Here is a 24,111-nt window from a genome sequence, read left to right as displayed (position 1 = left end):
ATAACGGTACGCCTGACACCGTTAAATTGACCGAGACCGTTAAATACACAGGTGACAGCAACATCGTCACCACCGTAACCGACAACCAAGTGGGCTTCAAACTGGCCGACAGCATCACCGTAGGCCCGGCCACCGGCGGCAACCCGGTTAAGATCGACGGCAATGCCGGTACCGTAACCGGACTGACCAACAAAACGTGGGATCCGAACAACATCACCAGCGGACGCGGTGCGACTGAGGACCAGCTGAAAGCAGCGCAGGCTGCTGCTACTAGCAAGGTAGCCGCTGGCAACGGTATTAGCGTTACCCCGAACGTGGATGCAACTACCGGCAGCACGACTTACACGGTAGCAGCTGATACCACTACGCTGAACGTAGGCGATGGTACTGGCGGCAATCCCGCTGGCAAGGTAATTACGCCAACCGGTGCTGATGCCAATAAACTGGTTACTGCAGGTGATATTGCCAACGCCATCAACAACAGTGGCTTCAACATCAACGCCGGCGGTAACGTAGTAGGTACTTCTACCGCTACTACTGCCAAACCCGGCAGCACCCTGACGCTGAAAGCCGGTGACGGTTTGACCGTGAAACAGGAATTGGATGGCAATGGTAACCAAAGCTATACCTATGCTTTGGATTCTCAGTCTGTTGTACAGAACGCCCAAACCCCGGTGGTGTACACCAAAGCCGACGGCACGAAGGTGTACAAACAACCCGACGGCAAATTCTATGATGCACCGACAGGTGGTAACGAAGTAGCCGCCGGCGACGTAATTGCCAGCATGCAGAATGCGGCTGGCAGCACCACTGCACCGACCACATTGGCCAACGTGAAGAGCAACCTGGCTGATACTGCTACAGCCACCACCAATCCGGCCAACAACGATCGTGCCACACTGACTGCCAACAACAAAGGCAACAACGCTGCGACCGTTAACGACGTATTGAACGCAGGCTTTACCGTACAGGGTAACGGTGCCGACAAAGACTTCGTGACCCACGGCGACACCATCAACTTCGCCAACGGCCAAGGTACTGTAGCGAATGTCAGCACCACCAACGGTGTGACCACTGTGAAGTTCGATACCCCGATGACCTATGCCGATACTGCAGGCAATCCTACTACTACACCGAGCAACAAAGTGAACCTGGTAGGCGGTACTGCAGGCAGCCCGGTTACTTTGGGTAACGTAGCCCCCGGTACGCTGAGCGCCACTAGCACCGAAGCTGTAAACGGCAGCCAGCTGTACGCCACCAACCAAAACGTGGCCAAAGGCATTAACTTCGGCGGCACTACCGGTAGCAACAACTACCAGCTGGGTGACACCATCAACGTGAAAGGCGACAGCAACATCACCAGCACTACCGTAAACGGCGGCGTACAGCTGGGATTGAACCCGAACCTGAACGTAACCAGCGTTACCGCTACCGATGCGGCCGGCAACCAAACCGTTACCAACGGCGGCGGCGTGACCATCACTCCGGCAGCAGGCGGTGGCAACCCCGTAAGCCTCACTACCGGCGGTTTGAATAACGGCGGCAACAAGATTACCAATGTTGCCGACGGTACAGCCGGTACGGACGCGGTAAACGTGAGTCAGTTGAACGCAGCTTTGGGTGCTATTCATGGTGCAGGTAATGCCAATATCGCTGCTTTAGATGCTAAGATTAACGATGTGGCCAATACTGCCAATGCAGGTGTGGCTCAAGCCATTGCCACTGCCGGTCTGCCGCAGGCTTATCTGCCTGGTAAGAACATGGTGGCCGTAGGCGGCGGTTACTACAAAGGTGAAGCCGGTTATGCTGTTGGTTTCTCCACGATTTCCGACAGCGGCAACTGGATCATCAAAGCTACCGGCAGCGGTAATTCACGTGGTAACTTTGGTGCCTCTATCGGTGCAGGCTATCAGTGGTAAGCTAAAAGAGGCTACCTGAAAATCTGGATATAGAGTTTTCAGGTAGCCTCACCGGGTTCTCCAGGATAAACCAATTCAAAGGAAAAATTATGAAATTGTCTCAAGTAGTTTGTCGTACCGCAGTTGTGGCCGCAGCCGCTGTGGCATTGTCTGCCTGTTCTTCTTTAACTAAAGTCAGCTCAAGCGGCACTACCGACCAGCCGGTGTGGCCGAAGTGGGATCGGGTAACCTTCAATAAAACCCGTGGCACTTTCCCTGATTTGGGCAGCTTAAGGCAAGTGAAGGCCGGTCTGACCAAAGATGATCTGTACTACTTGCTCGGCCGCCCGCACTACGGCGAAATGTGGCGTCCGCGCGAATGGAACTACCTGTTCCATTTCCACACCCCAGGGCAGGGTACCAACGGCGTAACCACCTGTCAGTTCAAAGTACTGTTCGATAGAAATATGTTCAGTAATGAAACCTACTGGCATGCTGTTGATCCGGAACATGCCACTTGTCCGCCACAGTTGCAAGAGCCTGCCGTACCTGCTCAGCAGCAACAATATCACCGCTATACACTGAGTGCCGACGTATTGTTTGCATTTGATCGCAGCAGCGAGCAGGATTTGCAGTTGCGCGGCCGAGAAGAGCTGAATGAATTGGCGTATAAATTGAGAAACTTTGAGCAGCTCAACAGCATTACCATAATCGGCCACACCGACTACCTCGGCTCAGATTCCTATAATCAAAGACTGTCGCAGCAGCGTGCCGAAACCGTACGCCGTTATTTGGCAGCCCAAGGCCTGCCGGCTGACAAAATCCGCGCAGTCGGCATGGGTGAAACCCAGCCGGTTAAGCAGTGCGACAACAATGGAAGCCGCAATCAGCTGATTGCCTGCCTGCAACCCAACCGCCGCGTGGAAATCCAGGTAGACGGCTACGGTAGCCGCTAAGCCTGCCAGCCGGCAGCTTTGTCAGTATACTGTTTGACAATAAATAAACCTTCCTGTTTCGGCAGAAAGGTTTATTTACGTTTGGATTGGAAGCTGGCATAATACTTGCTTGAAAACAGATAGATTACATTTCTGTTTCACTCCACCTGTCGGGATTTGGCCGGCAGATTTTCGGTTATGTGAAGGTTGCTGCCAGGCAAGGGAGTTCAGCTGCCGGGGCAATCAATTTTTTGTTTACTTGATGAGGGATAAATAATGGCTTTCGTATATTGGACTTCTGATTTGGATACCGGATTTGAGGATATCGATGAACAGCACCGTCAATTGGTTGATTACACTAACAAACTGTATGATGCCAAAGAAGCTAACGACAAGGAAGGTATCGAACGGGAATTCCAACATCTGATCGACTACACCGTAGAACATTTCAGCTATGAAGAAATGATGCTGGAAGAGGCGCAATACCGTCTGGTGGAACAGCACCGGAAAGTGCATCAAAACTTCGTAACCCGTTTGAATACCCTGCAAGCCCGCTATCACAACGGTGATGAGGAGGCCTTGGAAGAAGTGATTGGTTTGTGCGAAGGTTGGCTGTTCCGCCACATCCGCATCAACGACCACGGCTACATCGACAGCGTGAAAGCATCCGGTATCCGCTCTTAATCCGGGCAGATTTCCCAGCAGGCTACCTGAAACGGTTTCAGGTAGCCTTTATTAATTTTGCCATTCCGGCAGGGGTTTGCTATAAGGCAATCTATAGCTGATTGAATAAGAAAGTTGCAGCGTTGGTTCGTCTTGCCCTGCTGGTTGTACCGCCTTCGGCTTGTCGCCTTGTCTCGTTTCTTATTTTAATCAACTATAGTGAATTAACAAAAACCAGTACAGCGTTGGCTCACCTTGCCGTAACGTGTGTACTGTCTGCGGCTCGCCGCCTTGTCCTGATTTTTGTTAATCCACTATATAATGAGAAAGAATAAACACAATGAGGTAGCTATGCGTTTGGGCGGTTTGTGCTGTTGGGTGGCGGGTGTGCTGCTGGCTTTTTTGTTGCCGGCAGCACATTTTGTTGCCGTTGCTTCAGCTTCGGCGCTGCTGCTCGCCCTAATTGGCTGTTTCCGGCGCGCCCGTGGGGCGTGGTGGCTGCTGTGCGGGCTGCTTTACGGCGTGTGGAGGGTGCAGCTGGCGCTATCGCAGCAGTGGCCGGCGGAGCCGGAGTTTCAACGGGTGCGGCTGGATTTTCAGGTAGCCTCGGTGGCGGAGGCATCGGCGCAGTCGGTGCGGTTTGAAGCTTGGGCGCAAACGGAGGCGGGGGAGCGGGTTCGGCTGCTGGTAACCGATCGGTATTTGCGCGAGTGGCGGCCGGGCAGCCGCTGGCGGATGACGGTGCGGGTGCGGCCTACGGTGGGCGAACGCAATGAAAACGGCTTCGACCGCGAGGCTTGGGCGTTGAGCCAGCATATCGACGGTATGACTTCGGCAGCCCGCGAGCGGGTGGAGCTGCCGCCGGACACGGGCTGGCAATCGCGTTGGCAAAACTGGCGCTACGAGCGGCAGCAGGCCTGGCAGCAGGCGGCGGAAAGCTACCCGAACGGGGCGGCGCTGATGCGGGCTTTGGGCGGCGGCGGATACGGCGGGCTGGCGGATGAGCATTGGCAGGCGTTTCGCGTGTTGGGCATCAATCATCTGATTAGTGTGTCGGGGCTGCACATCGGCATGGTGGCGCTGGCGGCGGCGTATCTGGCGCGGCTTTTGCTGCTGCGCCTGCCGCTGGCCGAGCCGCGACGCTGGTATTTGGCGGCTGGCTTGGCAGCGGCTTTGTTTTATTCGGCATTGGCCGGCTTCGGCGTGCCGATTCAGCGCAGTTTGCTGATGCTGGCGGTGTTTGCCTGGCAATGGTATCGGCGCGGCAGCCCTGCGCCGTGGCGGGCTTGGTGGCAGGCGTTGGCGGCGGTGCTATTGTTCGACCCGCTCTCGGCTTTGGGCGTGGGCTTTTGGTTTTCCTTCGGCGCGGTGGCGGCGCTGATTTGGGTGGCACAAGGGCGGCTGGAGGTCATGCCGGATGACGATGCGCCGGAAGGCGGCTGGCTGCATGCGACCAAGCATTCCGGCAAATGGCGCACCGCGCTGCGCGCCCAATATGCGGCCACGCTGTTGGGGTTTTGGCAGGCCGGGCAGGTGTTCGGCACCGTGCCGCTGGCCGCGCCTTTCGCCAATGCGCTGCTGATTCCGTGGTTTTCCTGGGTGTTGGTGCCGCTGGCTTTGCTGGCGGTGTTGCTGCCGTTTGAAGGCTACCTGAAAATGGCGGCTGCCATCGGCGAATACACCATGGGCGCGGTGGTGTGGGCGGGCAGTTGGGTGCCCACCGGCGCGCTGGCGCATTTGCCGCCGCTGTTTTGGCTGGCCGTGTTGGCTGCGCTGGCGGTGTGGCTGTTGCCGCGCGGCTTGGGCTTGCGGCCTTGGGCGGCGCTGGTGTTGGCGGCATCCTGCCTGTATCGCACGCCCGCGCCGGAGCACGGCACGGCGGCGGTGCGGATTGTGGACGTAGGGCAGGGGCTCGCCTTGCAGGTGCGCACGCAAAACCATTGGCTGCTGTTCGACACCGGCACGGCAGGGGCGGCGCAGACGCAGCTGGTGCCCAACCTGCTGGCGCAGGGGCTGCCGCCGCCCGATGTGCTGGTGCTCTCGCATCACGATGCCGACCACGACGGCGGCTTCCCGGCGTTTCAGGTAGCCTTTGCGCCGCGCAAATTGTATGCCGGCCAGCCGGAAGCCTATGCCGAAGCGGCTCAATGGTGCGCCGGCGGCACCTCGTGGGAATGGGACGGCGTGTATTTTGAATTTCTCACCCCGCCGCGAAACCCCGAAGCCGACGACAACGAACAAAGCTGTGTGTTGCGCGTGTTGGCGGGCGGCCAGGCCGTGCTGGCGGGCGGCGATTTGGGCATTACGGGCGAGCGCTGGCTGGTGGGCACATACGGCGATTCGCTGCACAGCCAATTATTGGTGCTGGGACACCACGGCAGCCGTTCTTCATCCGATTCGGCCTATCTGAACGCGGTGGCGCCCGAAGTGGCGGTGGCGGCCAACGGCTTCGCCAACCCCTACGGCCACCCCGCCGCCATCGTGCGCCACCGCCTCTCCGCCCACCGCATCGCACTCTACACCACAGCTCGGCAGGGGCAGATGGATTTCCTGCTCGGCGCGGGGAGGGAGATGGTGCCGCAGTTACAGCCCAAGCAGTTTTGGCAGAGGAAGCCGTTTGGTGCGGGGGCGTGAGGCGGCGGAGAGGGCTGGCTTGAAGCGGCAGCCCCAAAAAGATTCCCGCCTGCGCGGGAATGACAGCGTGGTGGGTGTATTGCCATTTTTCAGGTAGCCTTTCCCTTAACCAACCATCTAATCCCCTCCCCCGCCCGCGTGGGAGGGGCAGGGTGGGGGCGTCTCCGCCCAAGAAACCCCGCCCACGCCCGCCACACAAACCTTAACCAACCCCATTTGAGCCTTGCCTCTAACCCCCCATCAATAATATACTCCCCCGATGCCTCCCGCATTCCAACCGATTGGTACGGGGCGCATTTTCCGCCGTTAGTGCATTTCTCTGCCGCCGAGCGTTTTCGCGCAATTATTGGTTAAAACGCCCGCGCCGCAGTTCTCGGTATCTTTTCCAACCAAAAGCTAGGAGTACCAAATGAAAAAAACACTCATCGCCCTATCCCTGCTCGCCCTCTGCGGCAGCGCGTCTGCCGAGGTAATCCTCTATGGCAAAATCAGCGCCGGCGTAGAATTCAACCGCGGCTTCGACCACGAAAAATCCTGGGGCGTGAAAGACTTAGGCAGCTACATCGGCTTTAAAGGCTCCGAAAATCTCGGGGGCGACCTGAAAGCCATCTGGCAGGTTGAAACCCGCGCCCCCGTCAACGGCAACGGCCTCTCCGGCGGGCGCGACACCTTTATCGGCTTTGAAGGCAACTTCGGCCGCGCCACCTTAGGCCACCAAGCCACACCGCTCTACCGCGCCACCGAGCGCTTCAACCAATGGGAAGCCTCCGATAGCGATTCCGGCTTTCCCATGCAACTCAAATACTTCCGCCGATATTCCGCCAACCGCCACACCAGCCTGCAATACCAATCCCCCGAATGGGGTGGTTTTGACTTCTCTCTGATGGTCGCACCCGGCAACAATCTCTACAACAGCCGCACCCAAGACCACAATCCCGCCTTCGGCCTCGGCCTCAATTATCAAAACAGCGGCTTCTTCGCCAAATACGGCCTCGAATACGCCATGCGCGGCCACGACCGCCACAGCGGCAAAGATGCCCATATCCACGCCCTAATCGGCGGTTACGACGCCAACAACCTCTACCTCGCCCTCGGCCTGCAATACGCCAAAAACGTGTATCCGTATTTCGGCGCCCCCAGCAACGTAACCCGACAGGTCAATACCTACATTAATGATGTGTACGGCATAGCAACCATCAACATTGGCGGCACCAATTACGACGTCCCCTACAACGCCACCCTGAAAGAAGCCGCCATCAGTGCCGCCTATTCGTTTGGCGCGGTTACGCCCAAAATCTCCCTTGCCTACGGCACATCCAGCGGCAGCACCCTCAGCAACGGCTGGAAAGTAGGCGATGGCGGCCGCTATATGCAGGCCATAGTGGGCGCCGACTACGCCTTCTCCCGCCGCACCACCGCCCTCGCCACCCTCGGCTATGTCCGCAGCCGTGTCAGCAAGCGCAACCCGTATGAAAACCAATGGGGCATCGGCACCGGCCTCGTGCACAAGTTCTAACGCAACCGCATTCCATTCCTTTTCTCTTCGGGCTTGCCGCGCGCAAGCCCCTTTTTTTGCCTTGCCGCTTTCAGGCAGCCTCCTCTCACCGCACTACCCACCTTGCCCACCTGCCGTCTTCCAACCGCCCGCAGCCCAATCTGCAGCCTTTCCCCCAATGCGTTACAATACGCCCCCGCATTCCCCGCCCCACAGGCTACCTGAAACATGACCGCCCCCGCCTACATCCCCCTGCGCCAACACACCGAATTTTCCATTACCGACGGCACTTTGCGCATCAAAGAGCTGGTGAAGAAGGCCTCCGCTTTCGGCCTACCCGCGCTGGGCATCAGCGATTTGATGAACACGTTCGGCCTGGTGAAATTCTATAAAGCCTGCCGCGGCGCGGGCATCAAGCCGGTGGTGGGGGCGGATGTGTGGGTGGCGAATCCGGAAAACCCCGAGCAGCCTTTCCGCGCCATGCTCTTGGTGCGCAACGAAGCGGGCTACCGCCGCCTGTGCGAGCTGCTCACCCGCGCTTATGTGGGCACGGATCGCAATGTTGCCCACGCCGAGCTGGAGCCGCAATGGCTGGCCGAAGGCGGCAACGAAGGGCTGATCTGCCTGTCCGGCGCGCATTTGGGCGAAGTGGGCCGCCAGCTGATGAACGGCCATGACAGCGCCGCCTGCGCCGCCGCGCAGAAATACGCGCAATGGTTTCCCGATGCTTTTTATTTGGAACTGCAAAGGCTACCTGAAAAACCGGAATGGGAAACTTCGGTTTCAGGTAGCCTCAAATTGGCGGCAGAGCTGGGCTTGCCCGTGGTGGCCACCCATCCGGCGCAGTTTTTAAACCCCGACGATTTCAAGGCGCACGATGCGCGCGTGTGCATTGCCGGCGGCTGGGTGCTGGCCGATAAACGCCGCCCGCGCGATTTTGTGGCCGGCCAGTATTTTGCTTCGCCGGAAGAGGTGGCCGCCCGTTTTGCCGATTTGCCCGAGGCATTGCAAAACACGGTGGAAATCGCCAAGCGCTGCAACCTCACGCTCACGCTGGGCAAAAACTTCCTGCCGCAGTTTCCCACGCCCGATGGCATGAGCTTGGACGACTATCTCGCCCACTTATCCAACCAAGGCCTGCGCGAACGGCTGGCCGCGCTTTATCCGGATGAGGCGGAACGCGAACAAAAGCTGCCGGAATACCAGGCGCGGCTGGATTTCGAGCTGGGCACCATCGTGCAGATGGGCTTCCCGGGCTACTTCCTGATTGTGGCCGACTTCATCAACTGGGCGAAAAACAACGGCTGCCCGGTGGGGCCGGGGCGCGGCTCGGGTGCGGGCTCGCTGGTGGCTTATTCCTTAAAAATTACCGATTTAGACCCGCTGCGCTATGCGCTGCTGTTTGAGCGTTTCCTCAATCCCGAGCGCGTGTCGATGCCCGACTTCGATATCGACTTCTGCCAAAACAACCGCGGCCGCGTGATTGAATATGTGCGCCAAAAATACGGCTTCGAGGCGGTGAGCCAGATTGTTACCTTCGGCACTTTGTCGTCTAAAGCGGTGATCCGCGACGTGGGGCGTGTGCTGGAGCTGCCGTTCGGCGTGTGCGACCGGCTCTCCAAGCTGATTCCGTTGGAAGCCAACAAGCCGCTGAGCCTGGAAAAGGCGATGGAGGCCGAGCCGGAGATCGCCAAGGTGTTGGAAGAGGAAGAGGCCGAAGAGCTGATGGAGCTGGCCAAAAAGCTGGAAGACCTCACGCGCGGCCTCGGTATGCACGCCGGCGGCGTATTGATTGCGCCGGGCAAAATCTCCGATTTCTGCCCGGTGTATCAGGCCGACGAATCTGCCTCGCCCGTTTCCATGTATGACAAAGGCGACGTGGAAGACATCGGGCTGGTGAAGTTCGACTTCCTCGGCCTGCGCAACCTCACCATCATCGAAATGGCGCAGGAATTCATTGCGCAAACCACCGGCGAGCGCATCGATGTGAACCACATCGACCTCACCGACCAGCAAGCCTACGAAGTGTTCCGCAAGGCCAACACCACGGCGGTGTTCCAGTTCGAATCCACCGGCATGAAAAAGATGCTGGCGCAGGCCAACACCACCAAGCTGGAAGAAATCATCGCCTTTGTGTCGCTCTACCGCCCCGGCCCGATGGATCTGATTCCGGATTTCATCGCCCGCATGAAAGGCGCACGCTTTGAATATATGCACCCGCTGCTCGAGCCCGTGTTGCAGCCCACCTACGGCATCATGGTGTATCAGGAGCAGGTGATGCAGGCCGCGCAGGTGATCGGCGGCTATTCGCTCGGCGGGGCAGACTTATTGCGCCGCGCCATGGGCAAGAAAAAGCCAGAAGAAATGGCGAAACACCGCGAAATCTTTGCCGAAGGCGCGGCCAAGCAGGGCATTGCCCGCGAAAAAGCCGATGAAATCTTCGACTACATGGAAAAATTCGCCGGCTACGGCTTCAACAAATCCCATGCCGCCGCCTACGCCTTGGTGGCCTACCAAACCGCTTGGCTCAAAGCCCACTATCCGGCCGAATTCATGGCTGCCACCATGTCGAGCGAGTTGGACAACACCGACCAGCTCAAGCTGTTTTATGACGATGCCCGCGATAACGGCATCCGCTTCCTGCCGCCCGATGTCAACCATTCCGGCTACCACTTCCAGCCCGACGCCCAACGCCGCATCCGCTACGCCCTGGGTGCGATTAAAGGCACCGGCGAAGCCGCGGTGGAAGCCATTGTGGCCGCACGCGAAGAAGGCGGCGCGTTTAAGAGCCTGTTCGACTTCTGCGAGCGCGTGAGCCGCCAGCACATCAACCGCCGCACCATCGAAGCCCTGGTGCGCGGCGGCGCGTTCGACAGCATCGAGCCCAACCGCGCCCGCCTGCTTGCCAACATCGACCTGGCCATGAGCAACGCCGAGCAGCAGGAAGAAAATGCCAACCAAGGCGGCCTGTTCGATATGGTGGAAGACGCGATTGCCCCCTTGGAAATGATCGATGTACCCGCCTGGGGCGAAGCCGAGCTTCTGGCCGAAGAAAAACAGGCCATCGGCTTCTATTTTTCCGGCCACCCCTTCGGCCCGGCCGAAAAAGAAGTGCGCCAATTCGCCCCCACCCGCCTCTCCCAGCTCAAGCCCAACGACAACGTGCGCGTGGCCGGCTTCGCCACCGCCATCCGCAGCATGGTGGGCAAGCGCGGCAAAATCGCCTTCATCACGCTGGAAGACACCGGCGGCAAAGCCGAAGTGATGGTTAGCGGCGAAACGCTCGAGCAGCTCGGCCGCGACACCCTGCGCGCCGACCAAGTATTGATTGCCGAATGCCGCATCAGCCGCGACGACTACGGCGGCGAAGACGGCCTGCGCATCATCGCCAACCGCGTTTACACCCTGCAGGAAGCCCGCAGCCACTACGCCCGCGCCCTCACCCTGCACCTCGCTCCCCACCACAACATCTCCCGCCTGGCCGAACTGTTGCAACGCGGCGGTGACGGCAAACGCGTCCCCCTGCGCCTGCACTACGCCAACGGCCAAGCCAGCGGCGAGCTCATCCCCGACAGCCGCTGGCAGCCTTGCCTGACCACCGAACTCTTGGAAGAACTGGTGTCGCTCTTAGGCGAGCGACAGGTGGGCGTGAATTGGTAGGGGCTACCTGAAAAGGATGGCCGGAGCGATTTCAGGTAGCCTTGCGGGCTACCTGAAAAGATATCGGCTTTGTTGGTTGGAGTGGCTGCAGGCGTAACCCGAAAAGCAGCCTGATTGGCAAATAATCCACGATGGTTTGGAAGAATTTCAGGTAGCCTTAGTAGGCTACCTGAAAAGCATTGTGCCGATGGTAGTGGATTGGGTATTGATGCCTGGCATGATGAAATCAGGCTACCTGAAAAGTTTCTGCAGCAAGATAAGAAGTGGTTTTCAGGTAGCCTGCCGTGGTATGCAAAGGCTACCTGAAATTCTTTATTCCGTTATCCAAGCCGCTGCCGGACAAAATAAAGGGGTTCAAATCTTCCGCCTGCGCCTGCCAGCCGTTCGGCACGGAGAGGCGGCAATGGGTTTGCAGGTTGGCAGCGGCGAGGCAGCCGTGTTGTTCGTGCACCCACAGCGGCCATAGGGCGCGCATGAAGGGAGGCACTTTTTTTTCCTGTAGCAGGCGGCTGATTTTTTTGCGGCCGTGCGGCATGGGCAGGGTATCGCTAGGTTGCGGGGTGCGCCAGATGCCGCTGTCGGGCTGAATCAGGTTTTCAGGTAGCCCGTGGGCGGCGGGTTGCCACTCGGGTTGGGCAAGCAGTTTGCCGGCGCACCATTCGGCGGGAACGGGAAACAGGCAGCCGGCGTAGAGGATGGCGCGGCCGTGCGGCAGCGGCCATTGTGCTTGCCGCACGGCAGGATTGGCGAGGGTGACGGCGAATTGGCGCACGCTGTCGGTGCGAGGACTGCCGAGGCGGTGGTTGCGGGCGAATAGGTGCAGCTGGTGGGTTTGCCGTAAGGGGGGAAGCTGCCGCCAAGAGGCTACCTGAAAACGGCCGGCTGCGTCATACAGGCTGTTGTGTTCGGTTTGGCCGTAGTCTTCCAATAGCGCCAAGTCGTGTTGCAGGCGGCCGACGGTGGCGAGCAGTTGGCGGGTGAGGTGCGGCACGCGCTCTTGCCACGGGGGCAGGGCTTCGCGGCGCAGCCAGTTGCGCAGCAGGGCGGTGTCGGCGTTGCTGCTGTCTTCCACCCATGCCAGCTTGTGCGCTTGGGCGTAGGCGAGCAGCTCGGCGCGGGGAACGGCTAAAAGGGGGCGCCACAGGCTGACGCGTTTGTTCAGTGCCCGCAGGGCGGGCATGGCGGAAAGTGCTCGCAGCCCGCCGCCGCGCAGGGCGGCCAGCAGCAGGGTTTCGGCCTGGTCGTCGGCATGGTGGGCGAGGGCGACGGCATCGGCGCGGCTTTGGGCGAAGCAGCGGTAACGTTCGGCACGGGCGGCGGCTTCCAGCCCGAGCTTGCCGAATTGAACCTGTACGCGCTCTATGCGCAGCGGCACCTGCCATTGTGCGCAGCATTCGCGGCAGAATTCCGCCCATTGGTCGGCGGGGGCGTCGAGGCCGTGGTGGACGTGCACCGCGCTCAATTCCAGCGGCAATTCGTTGCGGAGGCTGCACAACAGGTGCAGCAAAACCACGGAATCGAGCCCGCCACTGAAACCGACTTCCACGGCAAAACGGCCGGCGTTTGGCGCCGGCCATTGTTGGGCAAGGTGTTGCCGCAGGGGATTAATTGTCGGTGAATTTTCCATAGGCCATGATGCGGTCGAAACGTTTGGCCAGCAGCTGATCTACCGGCTGGTGTTCTAAATCGGCCAGCTGCTGGCGGATGGTTTTGCGCACGTTGTTCATCACGGTTTCGTAATCGCGGTGGGCGCCGCCCAAGGGCTCGGCGATGATTTGGTCGATCAGCTCGAGGCTCTTCAGTCGCTTGGCCGTGATGCCCAGGGCTTGCGCGGCATCGGCGGCTTTTTCGGCGGTTTTCCACAAAATGGAAGCGCAGCCTTCGGGCGAAATCACGGAATAGGTGGCGTATTGCAGCATGTTCACGGCATCGCCCACGGCAATGGCCAGTGCGCCGCCGGAGCCGCCTTCGCCGATGACGGTGCAGATAACGGGCACGCGCAGGCGGGTGAGCTCATACAGATTGCGGCCGATGGCTTCGGATTGGCCGCGCTCTTCGGCGCCGATGCCGGGATAGGCGCCGGGGGTGTCGATGAAGGTGAGCACGGGCAGGCCGAATTTCTCCCCCATCTTCATCAGGCGCAGGGCTTTGCGGTAGCCTTCGGGGCGGGGCATACCGAAATTGCGGCGGATTTTGGCCTTGGTGTCGCGGCCTTTCTGATGGCCGATGACCACTACGCTCCGGCCTTCAAACTTGGCCAGCCCACCCACGATGGCGTAGTCGTCGGCATAGTGGCGGTCGCCGTGCAGCTCTTCAAAATCGGTGCACAGCGCTTCGATGTAATCAAGGGTGTAGGGGCGCTGCGGATGGCGCGAAACCTGCATAATCTGCGCGGGAGTGAGCTTGGCAAAAATGTTTTTGGTGAGCTCGTTGCTTTTCTTTTGCAGGCGTTCGATTTCTTCGGAAATATCCAATACCGAGTCATTTTGCACGAAGCGCAGCTCTTCTATTTTCTGCACCAGTTCGGCAATGGGCTGTTCGAAATCGAGAAAAATCTGTTTCATGTGTCTGTTTCCTTGTTGCGGCTGCTGCCGATGGGTGGAAGCAGCCCAAGCTAAGCGCGCTTGGGGGCTAAAACACTTGATTCCCCACCGCATGGGTTGGCTGCGGCTTATGAAAGAGTGTTTTATCTATAGCTGTAGCGTGGAGACGGTTTCTTAACATTACTTTGCGGTCTGAACCGCCGCAATGATACGCTAAGATGCGCAATTTGTGCAGATATTGCGGCTGATTTTTATTGGGCCGGGTTGGTTTCAGGTAGCCTTTAAAGTAGCTAACTGTTTTGTTGTATCGGGGCTTTTGCTAATTTTTGTTATGTTTATAAACGTTGGTCCGGCTGGTTTTAGCTTTTCAACAGCCCGGTTTTTTGCTGAACCTGGTTTTGATTTCTAAGCGGTGTTTTCAGGTAGCCTAGTTGGGGATGTTGCGGATAGGGCAGCTGCCAAATAATGCTACAGGCTACCTGAAAACCGTTGGATGAGTTTTCAGGTAGCCTGATTGGGCGGAGCTATTTGTTGTCGTTGCTGCCTCGGCGGGAGAATTGGATGCCGAGTTGTTTGAGCTTGCGGTACAGGTGGGTGCGCTCAAGGCCGACTTTCTGCGCCACTTTGCTCATGTTGTGCCCTTCTTGGGCGATGTGGTATTCGAAATAGCGGCGTTCCAAATCTTCGCGCAATTCGCGCAGGGGCAGGTCGAAGTTGAAGCCGCCCACCAGTTCGGAGGGTTGGTTGAGCGTGAATTGGCTAAGCACGGCCTGCACGTTTTCCAAACCGATTTCTTTGCTTTCGGCGGTGAGCACGATGCTTTTCACCACGCTGCGCAACTGCTCGAAGTTGCCCGGCCAGTCGTATTGGCGCAGGGCATTCAGGGCGGCGGTGTTGAATTTGACGGCGGTTTTGCGGCTTTCGGAAAACTCTTGAATCAGCTGCTCTACCAAGAAAACAATGTCTTCCGGCTGGCTGCGCAAGGGCGGGATGCTGACCATGATGGACGAGAGACTGTTGAGCAGGCGGCTGTCGTAATCCGGGCTGGTGAGCATTTCCTGCACCGGCTGGCTGCAGGCGCAGATGATGCGCACGTTGTAGCGGTCGGCCTTGCCCAAGAGGAAGAGGATACCTTGCTGGATGCTTTTGCCGTATTGGGCGATGTCGCCCAGATAGAGTACGCCGTTGCTGGCTTTTTGCAGCAATTCGATGGGGCTGCTGCTGATTTGTTCGATTTTGCCGGGTTCCACCCAGGGGGCGTTGCCGGTTTGGAAGTAGTGCGCCACCAGTTCGAAGGGGGAGCCGGGCTCACCGGAGAGCAGCACGGGGGCTTGGGTGCGGGCGGCGCGTTCGAGCTGCTGGTTGAGCTGCTTCACGGCTTCGCTGGTGCCGAGTTTGTCCAGTGACATGGTGGATGAGGCCTGCATGGCGCTGTGCTTGAAGGCGCGTTCTACGGCAGCCAAAAGCTTTTGCAGGGCGATGGGTTTTTCCAAGAAATCCAGCGCGCCGATTTTGGTGGCTTCCACGGCGGTGTCGATACTGGCGTGGCCACTCATCATCACCACGGGCATGTTGAGCTGGCCGGATTTGGCCCACTCTTTGAGCAGGGTAATGCCGTCGCAATCAGGCATCCAAATGTCCAGCAACACCATGGCGGGGCGGGTTTGGTTTCGAAGTTGGCGGGCTTCTTCGGCATTTTCGGCCAGGGTAACCGAATAGCCTTCGTCTTGCAGGATTTCCGACAGCAAATCGCGGATGCCCACTTCATCATCTACAATCAAAATATCACTGCTGCGCATCGTTTTCCATCAGTAGGGGTAAAGTTATTTTCACACAAGCCCCGCCTTCCGGGCGGTTGGCCAGCGAGATGCGGCCTTTGTGCTCTTCAATGATTTTTTTCACCACCGGCAAGCCCAAACCGGTGCCGCCGGGTTTGTCGGTAACGTAGGGGTCGAAGGCGTGGAGAAGCATGTCTTCGCTGAAACTTTTTCCGTTATTGCAAATATTTAGCAGCACTTTATCATCTTGCACCGCCGTTTGGATGAACACTTTCGGCTGTTCGTCTGCAGCGGCAGCTTCGACACCGTTTTTCAAAATATTGTGCAACACCTGGCGCATGGCGCCGGCATCGGCTTCGACCACGGCTTCTATATTACTGAAATCCGCTTCAAATGTACAATTTGAGCCCTCATACAGCACCAAGAGCTCGGCAGCCAAAATGTTTAAATCGATACGTTCCAACTTGAGTTTCGGCGCTTTGGCGTAGTTGCGGAAGGCTTCAACCATGTCTTTCATGGCAGCCACCTGGTTGACGATGGTGTTGGTGGCGCGCTCTAGCATGGCGGCGTCTTTGTCGTCCAGCTTGCCGTCGAGCTTCCAGGCCAGGCGCTCGGCGGAAAGCTGGATGGGGGTGAGTGGGTTGCGGATTTCGTGCGCCAAGCGCTGGGCCACTTCGCCCCAGGCAGCTTCTTTCTGCGCCTGCACCAGTGTGGTTACGTCGTCGAACACGAGCACGGTGCCGGCGCCATTGTCTTCGGGTAGGCGGGTGGCCTTACCCAGCAAAATGCGGGATTCGTCAGGGGCGGCATAGGTGAGCTGCACGGGTTTGTCGCTGTTGACAGTAGGGAGGATGGCAAGCAGCATTTGGGCGGCCAGCGCTTCGGCCACGCCGATTTTATGCCATTCGTACACGCTGATTTCCCGGCAGGCGGCCAAATCAAACATCAGGATTTGTCCGGCACTGCTGTTGCAGGCTTTCAGGTAGCCTTGGTCGTCAAGTGTAACCACGCCGCTGGTCAGACTGGAGAGTACGCATTCGAGATAGTGGCGGGCGGCCTCCTGGCGGATATGGGAGGCGTTGAGCTCGGCGATCATGTGGTTGAACAGGGTGGTGAGGCGGCCGAGCTCGTCGTTGCGGTATACGGCCAGCTGCTGCGAATAATCGCCCTGCGCTACGGAGCGTGCACCGGCAGCCAAAGAGAGAATCGGCGCGGTGAAGCGTTGGGCGAAAAACAGGGCAATCACCAGCGCGAGCAGAATAGCCAGCAGGGTGGCCATCAAGAGGGTGAACAGGAAGAAGGTTTGCAGGCCTTGCTTGGCATAGCTGATTTCGGCGTAGCGGGCGCGGGCGGCTTCAATCAGGGTAACGTCGTCGGCCACTTGTTTCTGCACCGGTTGGCGGAAGAACAAAATATAGTGCTGGCCGTGCAATTCGGGCAGGGCAAGCCAGCCTTGAGCGTAGAGCGTGTGGCCAACGTTGGCCACGCTGCGGGCGCTGCCGGTGGTTTTCACTTGTTCGAGAATATCGCGCGTGAGTTCGGGCGGCGGCAATTTGTCGGCATCAGGCTCGCGGTATTCGGCGGCAGGGCTTAAGGTTTTGCTGTCGTAGAGCGCGAGTTGGTCGAAACCGCTGTTGGCGGAGAGTTGCCCCAGAGCCTGCTTTGCATCTTGTTGCAACGACATTTCGCCGATTAAGGCTACCTGAACGGCGGCAGCCTTACGCACCGAGGTATCCAGAGCCAAATCCAGCGCGGATTTGCTCAGATTCAGGCTGCGTTCCAACGCCTCTTCGGTTTCGTTGCCGAACCAGGAGTCGATGCTGTGGGAAATAAACTGGGCCGACACGCCGAACAGGAACAGACCGGGCAGGATGGCTACCAGCATAAACATTTTGGCCAAGCGGATGGCGGTTTGCGAGCCGAACACCCGCCTGCGCCGGTCGAGCCAGAGTTTCCACAGCTGGGAGATGAGGATGGTGAGCAGAATGCCTAAGAGGGCGGCGCTGAAGGTGAGAATCCACCAAAAATACTGCGCCAGCTTGCTGGCGTGGCCGGTGGCGAGCGCCAGCACATACAGGGCGAGCATGCCCAAAACAGCGATGAAGGTGAGCAGACGGCGCATGGTTTCCCTTTATTGCTGGCTGATGAGCAGTTTGCGCCAGCCGGAATCGAGCTGCCAGCTCTTCGAGGTTTCGCCGTTGATTTGGAAGGGGCGCGGCAAATCGCTGATGCTCAGGCTCAAGCGGATGTCGGCCGCCACGTCGGCGGGAGCGGTGTCGGAGAGTGTGCCCTTGTCGAGCACTTGCCAGTTGGCTACCGCGCCGACGGCTTTCAGCGCGGTGGGCAGGGTGCCGTATTCGGTGGAAAATGAGCCGACGCTGACGCGGTAGCGGTCGGTGAGCGGGTGGTAGGCGAGTTTGTAGTTGATGGTTTGCGCCGAGCCGACCAGCTGGCCGAGCCGCCAGCGGTAGGCGGCCAGGGTGGGCGATTGCAGGCGGTAGCTGAGTTGGAAATTAAGCGGCACGCCTTGTTTGAGGGCTACCTGAAGCTGGCCGGGCAGCTCGGTTTGGAAGCGGCTGTTTACCGACAGGCGGCCGTCTGCGGTGAGCGTGGCGCTGGAACGGGTAACGTTGATGCCCTCTGCCCGCACGCCTACGGCTGCAAAAGCCAGCAGGCAGCAGGCGAGCAGGCTAAGCAGTTTTTCGGATAAGCGCGTAATAGAAGCCATCTTGGTGCGGGGTGGGTAATAGGGTTTCGCTGCGGGTGCAGGCGGCGTCGGGGTGGCGTTGCAAAAAGGCTTGCAGCTGGCTGCCGTTTTCTTCGGCAAACAGCGAGCAGGTGGAGAGGAGTATCCTGCCGCCGGGTTTGAGCGTGCGCCACAGGGCATCGAGCAGGCCGGTTTGCTGGGCGGCGGTGCTTCCGGCATCTTGAGGCCGGCGCAGCCATTTGATGTCAGGATGGCGGCGAGCAACGCCCGAGGCGGTGCAGGGCACGTCGGCCAACACGGCGTCGAACAGGGAGCCATCATAACACGAAGCCCATTGCCGTGCGTCGGCTGTGTGCAGCTCGGCACTCAGGCCGAGGCGGTTGAGGTTGTCGCGTACTTGTTGTAGGCGGGCGGGGTCGATGTCGATGGCGGTCAGTTTGCAGTCTGCCCATTCGAGCAGGTGGCCGCTTTTGCCGCCGGGCGCGGCGCAGGCATCGAGTACGCGTTCGCCGTTTTGCACGTTGAGCCAAGCGGCGGCCTGTTGTGCGCCCCAATCCTGTACGGATACGGCGCCTTCGGCAAACAGCGGCAGGGCGGATACGGGTACGGGCGCGGCCAGCATCACAGCGTGGCTGCCGAGAATTTCGGCCTGCATACCGTGTTCGGCCAGGATTTTCAGGTAGCCTTCCGCATCGGTATGCCGACGGTTGATGCGCAGGGTCATCGGTGGATGGCTATTGAAGACTTCGGTGATTTGCAGCCAGTGTTCGGGGTAGTCTTGCTGCAGCCGTTCGAGCCACCAGTCGGGCAGGTTGTGGCGGCCTTCCGGGCTTTGCTGCGCCTGCTGCATCAGGCTGTCGCGCTCGCGCAGGAAGCGGCGGAGCAGGGCGTTGGTGAGGGCTTTGTATTGGCCTTTGCCGATTTTGCCGGCGGCGCGCACGGCTTCGTTTACCACGGCATGGGCAGCGTTGCGGCTGTAGGCGAGCTGATAGAGGGCGGCCAATATCAGGCTGCGGATGTCGGCGCGAGGCAGGGGTTTGTTCAGCATCAGGCCGAGCAGGGCGCGCAGGCTACCTGAAAAACGTTGGCAGCCGTAGGCAATATCTTGCAGCGCGCCACGTTCTTGGGCGGAGAGCTGCGGGTGGTCGCGCCAGATTTCGGCCAGCACGTCGGACAGGTTGCGCCCGGCTTCGACGGCGGCCACGCTGTGGGCGGCGAGGGTTTGTATGTTGGCCAGGCTCATGTGTTTTCCGCTCCGAATCGGCTGCCGACGGCGACAGGGTGGCCGGCCAGAAAGGCGGCGGCTTCCATGCGGGCGCTGCCGGCGGGCTGAAGGGTTTGAATCAGCAGTGAGCCGCTGCCACAGGCTACCTGAATACCGTTTTTATCGGCTTGCAACACGCTGCCCACTGCGCCATTGGCCGGGCAGGCTTGTGCAGCCCAGATTTTCAGCGGTTTGCCGTGGTAGTCGCACCAGGCGCCGGGCACGGGGTTGAAGGCACGGATGCGGCGTTCGATGGCTTCGGCAGGCTGTGTCCAATCGATTTGGGCATCGGCTTTGCTTAATTTGTGGGCGTAAGTAATGCCGTGTTCGGGCTGGGGCTGGGCATTGCGTTGAGAATAGTGTTGCAAATCGGCAACAATGGCGCGTGCGCCGATTTCGGCCAGTTTGTCGTGCAGGGTTTGAGCGTTGTCATTGGGGAGAATCGGGCAGGGATGGCGGCTGATAACGGCACCGGTGTCGAGCCCGGCGTCCATTTGCATGATGCAGATGCCGGTTTCGCTATCGCCCGCTTCAATAGTGCGCTGGATGGGTGCGGCACCGCGCCAGCGCGGCAGCAGCGAGGCGTGGATGTTGAGGCAGCCGTGGCGCGGGATGTCGAGCATGGTTTGCGGCAGCAGCAGGCCGTAGGCGGCCACCACCATGACGTCGGCTTCCACAGCGCGCAGCATTTCTTGTGCAGACTCGCTTTTCAGGCTTTCGGGTTGGGCTACCTGAAAACCGAGTTCGAGCGCGGTTTCTTTGACGGGCGAAGCTTGCAGCTTCATGCCGCGCCCTTTGGGGCGGTCGGGCTGGGTGAGCACCAGCGGGATGTCGAAGCCGGCCCGGGCAATGGCGCGCAGGGCGGTGGCGGCGAAATCGGGGGTGCCGGCAAAAATAACTTTGCGAATCATGGTTTCAGGTAGCCTCTTGCTCGGGTTAGAGCGTGTGTTTGTCGAGTTTCTTCATCTTGGTTTTGATGCGCTCCTGCTTCAGGCGCGACAGGTATTGCACGAAAACTTTGCCGTCGAGGTGGTCGATTTCGTGCTGGATGCAGATTGCCTGCAGGCCGTCGGCACGGATGGTGTAGGGCTGGCCGTCGATGTCCAGTGCTTCGGCTACGATGCTTTCGGCGCGGGTTACTTTGTCGTATACGCCCGGCACGGAAAGGCAGCCTTCTTCATACACGGTTTCGCCGTCTTTCTCCAGAATCACAGGGTTAATCAGCACTTGCAGCTGGTCGCGGCTTTCGGACAAGTCCATCACCACCACGCGCTCGTGCACGTCCACCTGAGTGGCGGCCAGGCCGATGCCCTTTGCTTCGTACATGGTTTCGGCCATGTCGGCCACCAGTTGTTTGATGCGCTCGTCCACCTGTTCTACCGGTTTGGCCACCAGGTTCAGGCGGGGGTCGGGATAGCGCAAAATGTTCAGTAAGGCCATTTGATTTCTCTCTTAAGTGTGTATAGATGATACGTTCTTGTTGCAGTTGTAACGGTTTTTTCGCCTGAATACTGGCGCAAGATACCTAAAATGTTCTATGATTCCGTTAATTTCATCAACAACAACGTAAATAAAGCGTTATCAGGTTCGTTAATCCTAAAGGGAAACTCTCTCATGAGAAAACATATTATAACCTTGCTTTGCGCCATTGGCTTGACTGTTTCTGCATTGCCCGCCGAGGCCGGCCCTCTGCGTGTTCGCCCCAACGCTCCCGCACGCTACACCGTGCGTACCGGCGATACTTTGTGGGGTATTTCTGGCAGATACCTTTATCGTCCGTGGAAATGGCCGCAGCTGTGGGGCGCTAACCGCCGCACCATCCGTAACCCCCATCTGATTTATCCGGGCCAAGTGCTGGTGTTGCACTATGTAAACGGCCAGCCGCGCTTGCGTATAGACAACGCCGGCGGTATCCCCACCGTTAAACTGCAGCCGCGTGTGCGCGAAACTTCTTCCGGTTATGGTATCTCTACCCTCAATCTGAACTACTACCGTATGTTCATGAAACATCCGCAGGTGATTGCCCGCCGCACCACCCAAGATGCACCGCGCATCATTGCTGGCCCGGAAGGCAAAACCATGTACTCCTTGGGTGATCGAGTGTATGCCTACGGTGTTACCGAGCCGGGAGAATATTTGGTTTACCGCCCGGTTAAAGACATTATCGATCCGGAAACCGGTAAATTCATCGGTCAGTTGGTAACCTTCAGCGGCAAGCTGGCTACTCTGCCTGTAACCAGCACCGCTTTGGCTGAGCGTTCCGAACGTGACCGCCAAGCCTTGCCGGATAACCAATACTACACCCGCCGTCATCCGTTGGTAAAAGTGCCGACTGAAACCGCACAGGCATTGCAGATTCGTGAGCAAGTGGCTGAAATTCGCCAGGGCGACTACCTATTGCGCTATAACGGTGAGGAAAATGCCTTCAATATGATGCCGCATGAACCGGAAAACCAAGTACGCGCCCGCGTAGTGGATGTGTTGGATGGTATCAGCGAAGCCGGTCAGTTCAGTACCATTATTCTGAACAAAGGTTCTGCTGATGGTTTGGATAAAGGCACAGTGCTTAGTCTGTACCGTCAAAGCCGCCAAGTGCGCACCGATATTAATCCGAGCCCGGCTGTGAAATATGTGAGCATTCCGGCTGAAGAAATTGGTCTGGCCATGGTATATAACGTTGGTGAGCATGTTTCTTCCGCTATCGTGCTGGAATCTGTCGGCAACGTGTCAATAGGTAATTTGGCCACCGAGCCTGGCCATGATTTGGATGATATGGGTCATCAATACCGCCATGCACCCAACGATCCGCAAGGCCCGTATGAATACGAACATCACCAATACGACTTACGCAGCAATATCGATCCGACCCGCTAAGCGTGAAGAAAAGTGATTGAATCAAAGGCTACCTGAAAATTCAGGTAGCCTTTTTGCTGTAGGTGTAATTTTGTATTGGTGGATGGTAGATATTAGAGTTTCGGCTGGTAGGTGGGATAAGCTGTCTGTCAGCGCATTTTATCAGCCTGTTTACCCGTTAGGTCTAGATTTTATGGATACGTAGAAACAAAAATAACCGCTTGAGAAGCGGTTTGTGGGCAGGGTCAAACACGAACTAGGATTTTTATTAGCTGTTTATTAAAAGTTTTATTTTCTAAATATTCCAATATACCCCCAAATATACCCCCATTTTGCACAAGTCAAAATCTTTCCCCTTGCCTCGCACGCGCGATGCCCGCATTCCGAAGGTGCAAATTCTGCACGTGCAAAATCCGGCAGGTTGGGGTATTGCATGGGATTGATGTTTCAAACCGGGCTTTCGTGGGGTTGTTTTGCAAGCGCGGTTCGGCAAGGCGGGTTTAATTGGTTGCATGGCGCGGGGCTGGTGTCGGGGAGTGGGCGGCAAACGGCAAGGGGTGGGGCTGCCTGCCGATGCCTTGCCTGAAAAAACAAACTTGGGACGGCAGGAGGGCAGGGAAACAGGCCTTGCCCCGTTCTGATTTTCAGGAATCCTGCCGCCTTCGCCCTGCGGAATATCCCAAAACGTGCGCTAGGTGGTCTAGGATGCGCTAGGATTGCGTTTGATGTATCGGGATAGGCAAGGAGCCTGTGGGGGTATAAATCGCGTTAAAGCGCAAAATAGGGGCATTTCTGCGCTTGCTGGTTTTTTAGTATGCGCTGCCGCTGCTTTTCTACTTCCGGTCGGTAGGGGGTGGATTGGTTTGTTTGGCAGATGGCAACGGTAAGATTGCGGCAAGGTTTGAAACGGGGGGCGCGCCCTTTTTATATCGTTCCGATAATTCAGGCGTAGGAATTTCCTATGCCCGTAGGATTTTCACACGGTCATGTGGGAAACGCACGCCGAAGGTTCAAAAACGCACGCCGAAGGGTTGTGTTGTGCCGTTGGTGGCCTGCAAGGGCTTTATGCGTAGGGAAGCCCCAAACTTGGGGGCTGGTGTCGGGCAGCTTGGCAGTTATCGGGCGGTAGGGCAGGCAAGGAAGCGGGCAGGGTTTGGGGCAGGGTTTGGGGCAGGTATGCGGCCAGCCCTGCTTCAGGTAGCCCGGCGCGGCTGCTCTCGTTCGGGCGGCCTGCGGGTGTCGGCAGGGGCAGGGCTCATGCAGGGCAGATAGTCTGCAAGGGATGGGTCGGCAGGGGATGGCCGCCGGGTGTTCCCACCCCCAAGTTTTCAGGTGGTTTGCTTCCGTGTGCCAAGGTTGGTTTTCCCATTACCTGCCTACCCGAAAATTTATCAGGTGAAAAGTTTTCAGGTAGCCCGAAATTTTCCGCCGTGTGCCGCCTGTGTGTTTCTGCCTATATTTTGTGCAAGAGGGTGAAAGAAAAAATGGGGGTATATATGGCTTATATATAGGACTTCAGAAATTGAAGTAACTCGAAGGCCAAAAATGGCCTGACTACTTCAGTTTCTGAAGTAATTGCCCATTTTTTAGGCAAGCGTTGCTTCAGAAATTGAAGTAATGGCGGCTTAATTACTTCAGTTTTTGAAGTACAAGAATTAATTTTTTTTGAATGAATCCGTTA

At 58.2% G+C, this 24,111-nt stretch carries 16 protein-coding genes; 8 read left to right on the top strand and 8 right to left on the bottom strand.

Annotated features, from left to right (window positions below; translation table 11 throughout):
• The 7 genes from A7Q00_RS03235 to A7Q00_RS13330 form a co-directional block, all read left to right on the top strand.
• A partial coding sequence (locus A7Q00_RS03235; protein ID WP_218915554.1) for a YadA family autotransporter adhesin occupies positions 1-1,919 on the top strand: 1,919 nt, incomplete at its 5' end.
• Between the two features lie 89 nt (positions 1,920-2,008).
• Entirely contained in the window at positions 2,009-2,854 is an 846-nt protein-coding gene (locus A7Q00_RS03230; RefSeq protein WP_064089199.1) for an OmpA family protein, read from the top strand.
• Positions 2,855-3,109: 255 nt separating this feature from the next.
• Complete coding sequence (locus A7Q00_RS03225) at positions 3,110-3,517, top strand: bacteriohemerythrin (RefSeq protein WP_064089198.1); 408 nt, start codon at positions 3,110-3,112, stop codon at positions 3,515-3,517.
• 300 nt (positions 3,518-3,817) lie between these two features.
• Positions 3,818-6,130, top strand: coding sequence for a DNA internalization-related competence protein ComEC/Rec2 (locus A7Q00_RS03220; protein WP_064089197.1), 2,313 nt, complete (start codon positions 3,818-3,820; stop codon positions 6,128-6,130).
• Between the two features lie 409 nt (positions 6,131-6,539).
• Positions 6,540-7,646, top strand: a complete 1,107-nt coding sequence (locus tag A7Q00_RS03215) for a porin (RefSeq protein ID WP_064089196.1) — start codon at positions 6,540-6,542, stop codon at positions 7,644-7,646.
• Between the two features lie 207 nt (positions 7,647-7,853).
• Positions 7,854-11,285: a DNA polymerase III subunit alpha gene (gene dnaE, locus A7Q00_RS03205; RefSeq protein WP_064089194.1), complete on the top strand. Its 3,432-nt coding sequence runs from the start codon at positions 7,854-7,856 to the stop codon at positions 11,283-11,285.
• 114 nt (positions 11,286-11,399) lie between these two features.
• Positions 11,400-11,591, top strand: coding sequence for a hypothetical protein (locus tag A7Q00_RS13330; protein WP_156503712.1), 192 nt, complete (start codon positions 11,400-11,402; stop codon positions 11,589-11,591).
• Here the strand turns inward: A7Q00_RS13330 and tilS are convergent.
• The 8 genes from tilS to def form a co-directional block, all read right to left on the bottom strand.
• Positions 11,584-12,912 carry a tRNA lysidine(34) synthetase TilS gene (gene tilS, locus A7Q00_RS03200; protein ID WP_064089193.1) on the bottom strand — a complete coding sequence of 443 codons (1,329 nt, stop codon included), beginning with the start codon at positions 12,910-12,912 and terminating at the stop codon, positions 11,584-11,586. The two genes, A7Q00_RS13330 and tilS, sit on opposite strands and share 8 nt — an antisense overlap.
• Positions 12,890-13,849, bottom strand: coding sequence for an acetyl-CoA carboxylase carboxyltransferase subunit alpha (locus A7Q00_RS03195; RefSeq protein ID WP_064089192.1), 960 nt, complete (start codon positions 13,847-13,849; stop codon positions 12,890-12,892). Before A7Q00_RS03195 ends, tilS begins: the two co-directional genes overlap by 23 nt.
• Before the next feature lie 503 nt (positions 13,850-14,352).
• Entirely contained in the window at positions 14,353-15,627 is a 1,275-nt protein-coding gene (locus tag A7Q00_RS03190; RefSeq protein WP_064089191.1) for a sigma-54-dependent transcriptional regulator, read from the bottom strand.
• Complete coding sequence (locus A7Q00_RS03185; protein ID WP_064089190.1) at positions 15,614-17,728, bottom strand: sensor histidine kinase; 2,115 nt, start codon at positions 17,726-17,728, stop codon at positions 15,614-15,616. Before A7Q00_RS03185 ends, A7Q00_RS03190 begins: the two co-directional genes overlap by 14 nt.
• A gap of 9 nt (positions 17,729-17,737) precedes the next feature.
• Positions 17,738-18,334, bottom strand: a complete 597-nt coding sequence (locus A7Q00_RS03180) for a DUF4390 domain-containing protein (RefSeq protein WP_064089189.1) — start codon at positions 18,332-18,334, stop codon at positions 17,738-17,740.
• Positions 18,297-19,556, bottom strand: coding sequence for a 16S rRNA (cytosine(967)-C(5))-methyltransferase RsmB (gene rsmB, locus A7Q00_RS03175; RefSeq protein WP_064089188.1), 1,260 nt, complete (start codon positions 19,554-19,556; stop codon positions 18,297-18,299). Before rsmB ends, A7Q00_RS03180 begins: the two co-directional genes overlap by 38 nt.
• The gene (gene fmt, locus A7Q00_RS03170) at positions 19,553-20,488 is read right to left on the bottom strand and encodes a methionyl-tRNA formyltransferase (protein WP_064089187.1); all 936 of its coding nucleotides are present in this window, start codon (positions 20,486-20,488) and stop codon (positions 19,553-19,555) included. The genes rsmB and fmt overlap by 4 nt, the downstream gene beginning before the upstream one ends.
• Before the next feature lie 25 nt (positions 20,489-20,513).
• On the bottom strand, positions 20,514-21,017 hold the full coding sequence (gene def / locus A7Q00_RS03165; RefSeq protein ID WP_064089186.1) for a peptide deformylase: 504 nt from the start codon (positions 21,015-21,017) through the stop codon (positions 20,514-20,516).
• 174 nt (positions 21,018-21,191) lie between these two features.
• On the opposite strand from def, the gene A7Q00_RS03160 reads away from it, so the two are divergent.
• Positions 21,192-22,451 carry a LysM peptidoglycan-binding domain-containing protein gene (locus A7Q00_RS03160; protein WP_064089185.1) on the top strand — a complete coding sequence of 420 codons (1,260 nt, stop codon included), beginning with the start codon at positions 21,192-21,194 and terminating at the stop codon, positions 22,449-22,451.
• Positions 22,452-24,111 lie beyond the last annotated feature (1,660 nt).

Source organism: Eikenella halliae, from assembly GCF_001648475.1.
Classification (GTDB): Bacteria; Pseudomonadota; Gammaproteobacteria; order Burkholderiales; family Neisseriaceae; genus Eikenella; species Eikenella halliae.
This window is presented reverse-complemented; position numbering and strand designations above follow the sequence as displayed.

Bases quoted from the DNA above. Each gene is read 5' to 3' on its own strand.
- A7Q00_RS03230 (WP_064089199.1), top strand. From the start codon at position 2,009: ATGAAATTGTCTCAAGTAGTTTGTCGTACCGCAGTTGTGGCCGCAGCC.
- A7Q00_RS03225 (WP_064089198.1), top strand. From the start codon at position 3,110: ATGGCTTTCGTATATTGGACTTCTGATTTGGATACCGGATTTGAGGAT.
- A7Q00_RS03220 (WP_064089197.1), top strand. From the start codon at position 3,818: ATGAGAAAGAATAAACACAATGAGGTAGCTATGCGTTTGGGCGGTTTG.
- A7Q00_RS03215 (WP_064089196.1), top strand. From the start codon at position 6,540: ATGAAAAAAACACTCATCGCCCTATCCCTGCTCGCCCTCTGCGGCAGC.
- dnaE (WP_064089194.1), top strand. From the start codon at position 7,854: ATGACCGCCCCCGCCTACATCCCCCTGCGCCAACACACCGAATTTTCC.
- tilS (WP_064089193.1), bottom strand. From the start codon at position 12,912: ATGGAAAATTCACCGACAATTAATCCCCTGCGGCAACACCTTGCCCAA.
- A7Q00_RS03195 (WP_064089192.1), bottom strand. From the start codon at position 13,849: ATGAAACAGATTTTTCTCGATTTCGAACAGCCCATTGCCGAACTGGTG.
- A7Q00_RS03190 (WP_064089191.1), bottom strand. From the start codon at position 15,627: ATGCGCAGCAGTGATATTTTGATTGTAGATGATGAAGTGGGCATCCGC.
- A7Q00_RS03185 (WP_064089190.1), bottom strand. From the start codon at position 17,728: ATGCGCCGTCTGCTCACCTTCATCGCTGTTTTGGGCATGCTCGCCCTG.
- A7Q00_RS03180 (WP_064089189.1), bottom strand. From the start codon at position 18,334: ATGGCTTCTATTACGCGCTTATCCGAAAAACTGCTTAGCCTGCTCGCC.
- rsmB (WP_064089188.1), bottom strand. From the start codon at position 19,556: ATGAGCCTGGCCAACATACAAACCCTCGCCGCCCACAGCGTGGCCGCC.
- fmt (WP_064089187.1), bottom strand. From the start codon at position 20,488: ATGATTCGCAAAGTTATTTTTGCCGGCACCCCCGATTTCGCCGCCACC.
- def (WP_064089186.1), bottom strand. From the start codon at position 21,017: ATGGCCTTACTGAACATTTTGCGCTATCCCGACCCCCGCCTGAACCTG.
- A7Q00_RS03160 (WP_064089185.1), top strand. From the start codon at position 21,192: ATGAGAAAACATATTATAACCTTGCTTTGCGCCATTGGCTTGACTGTT.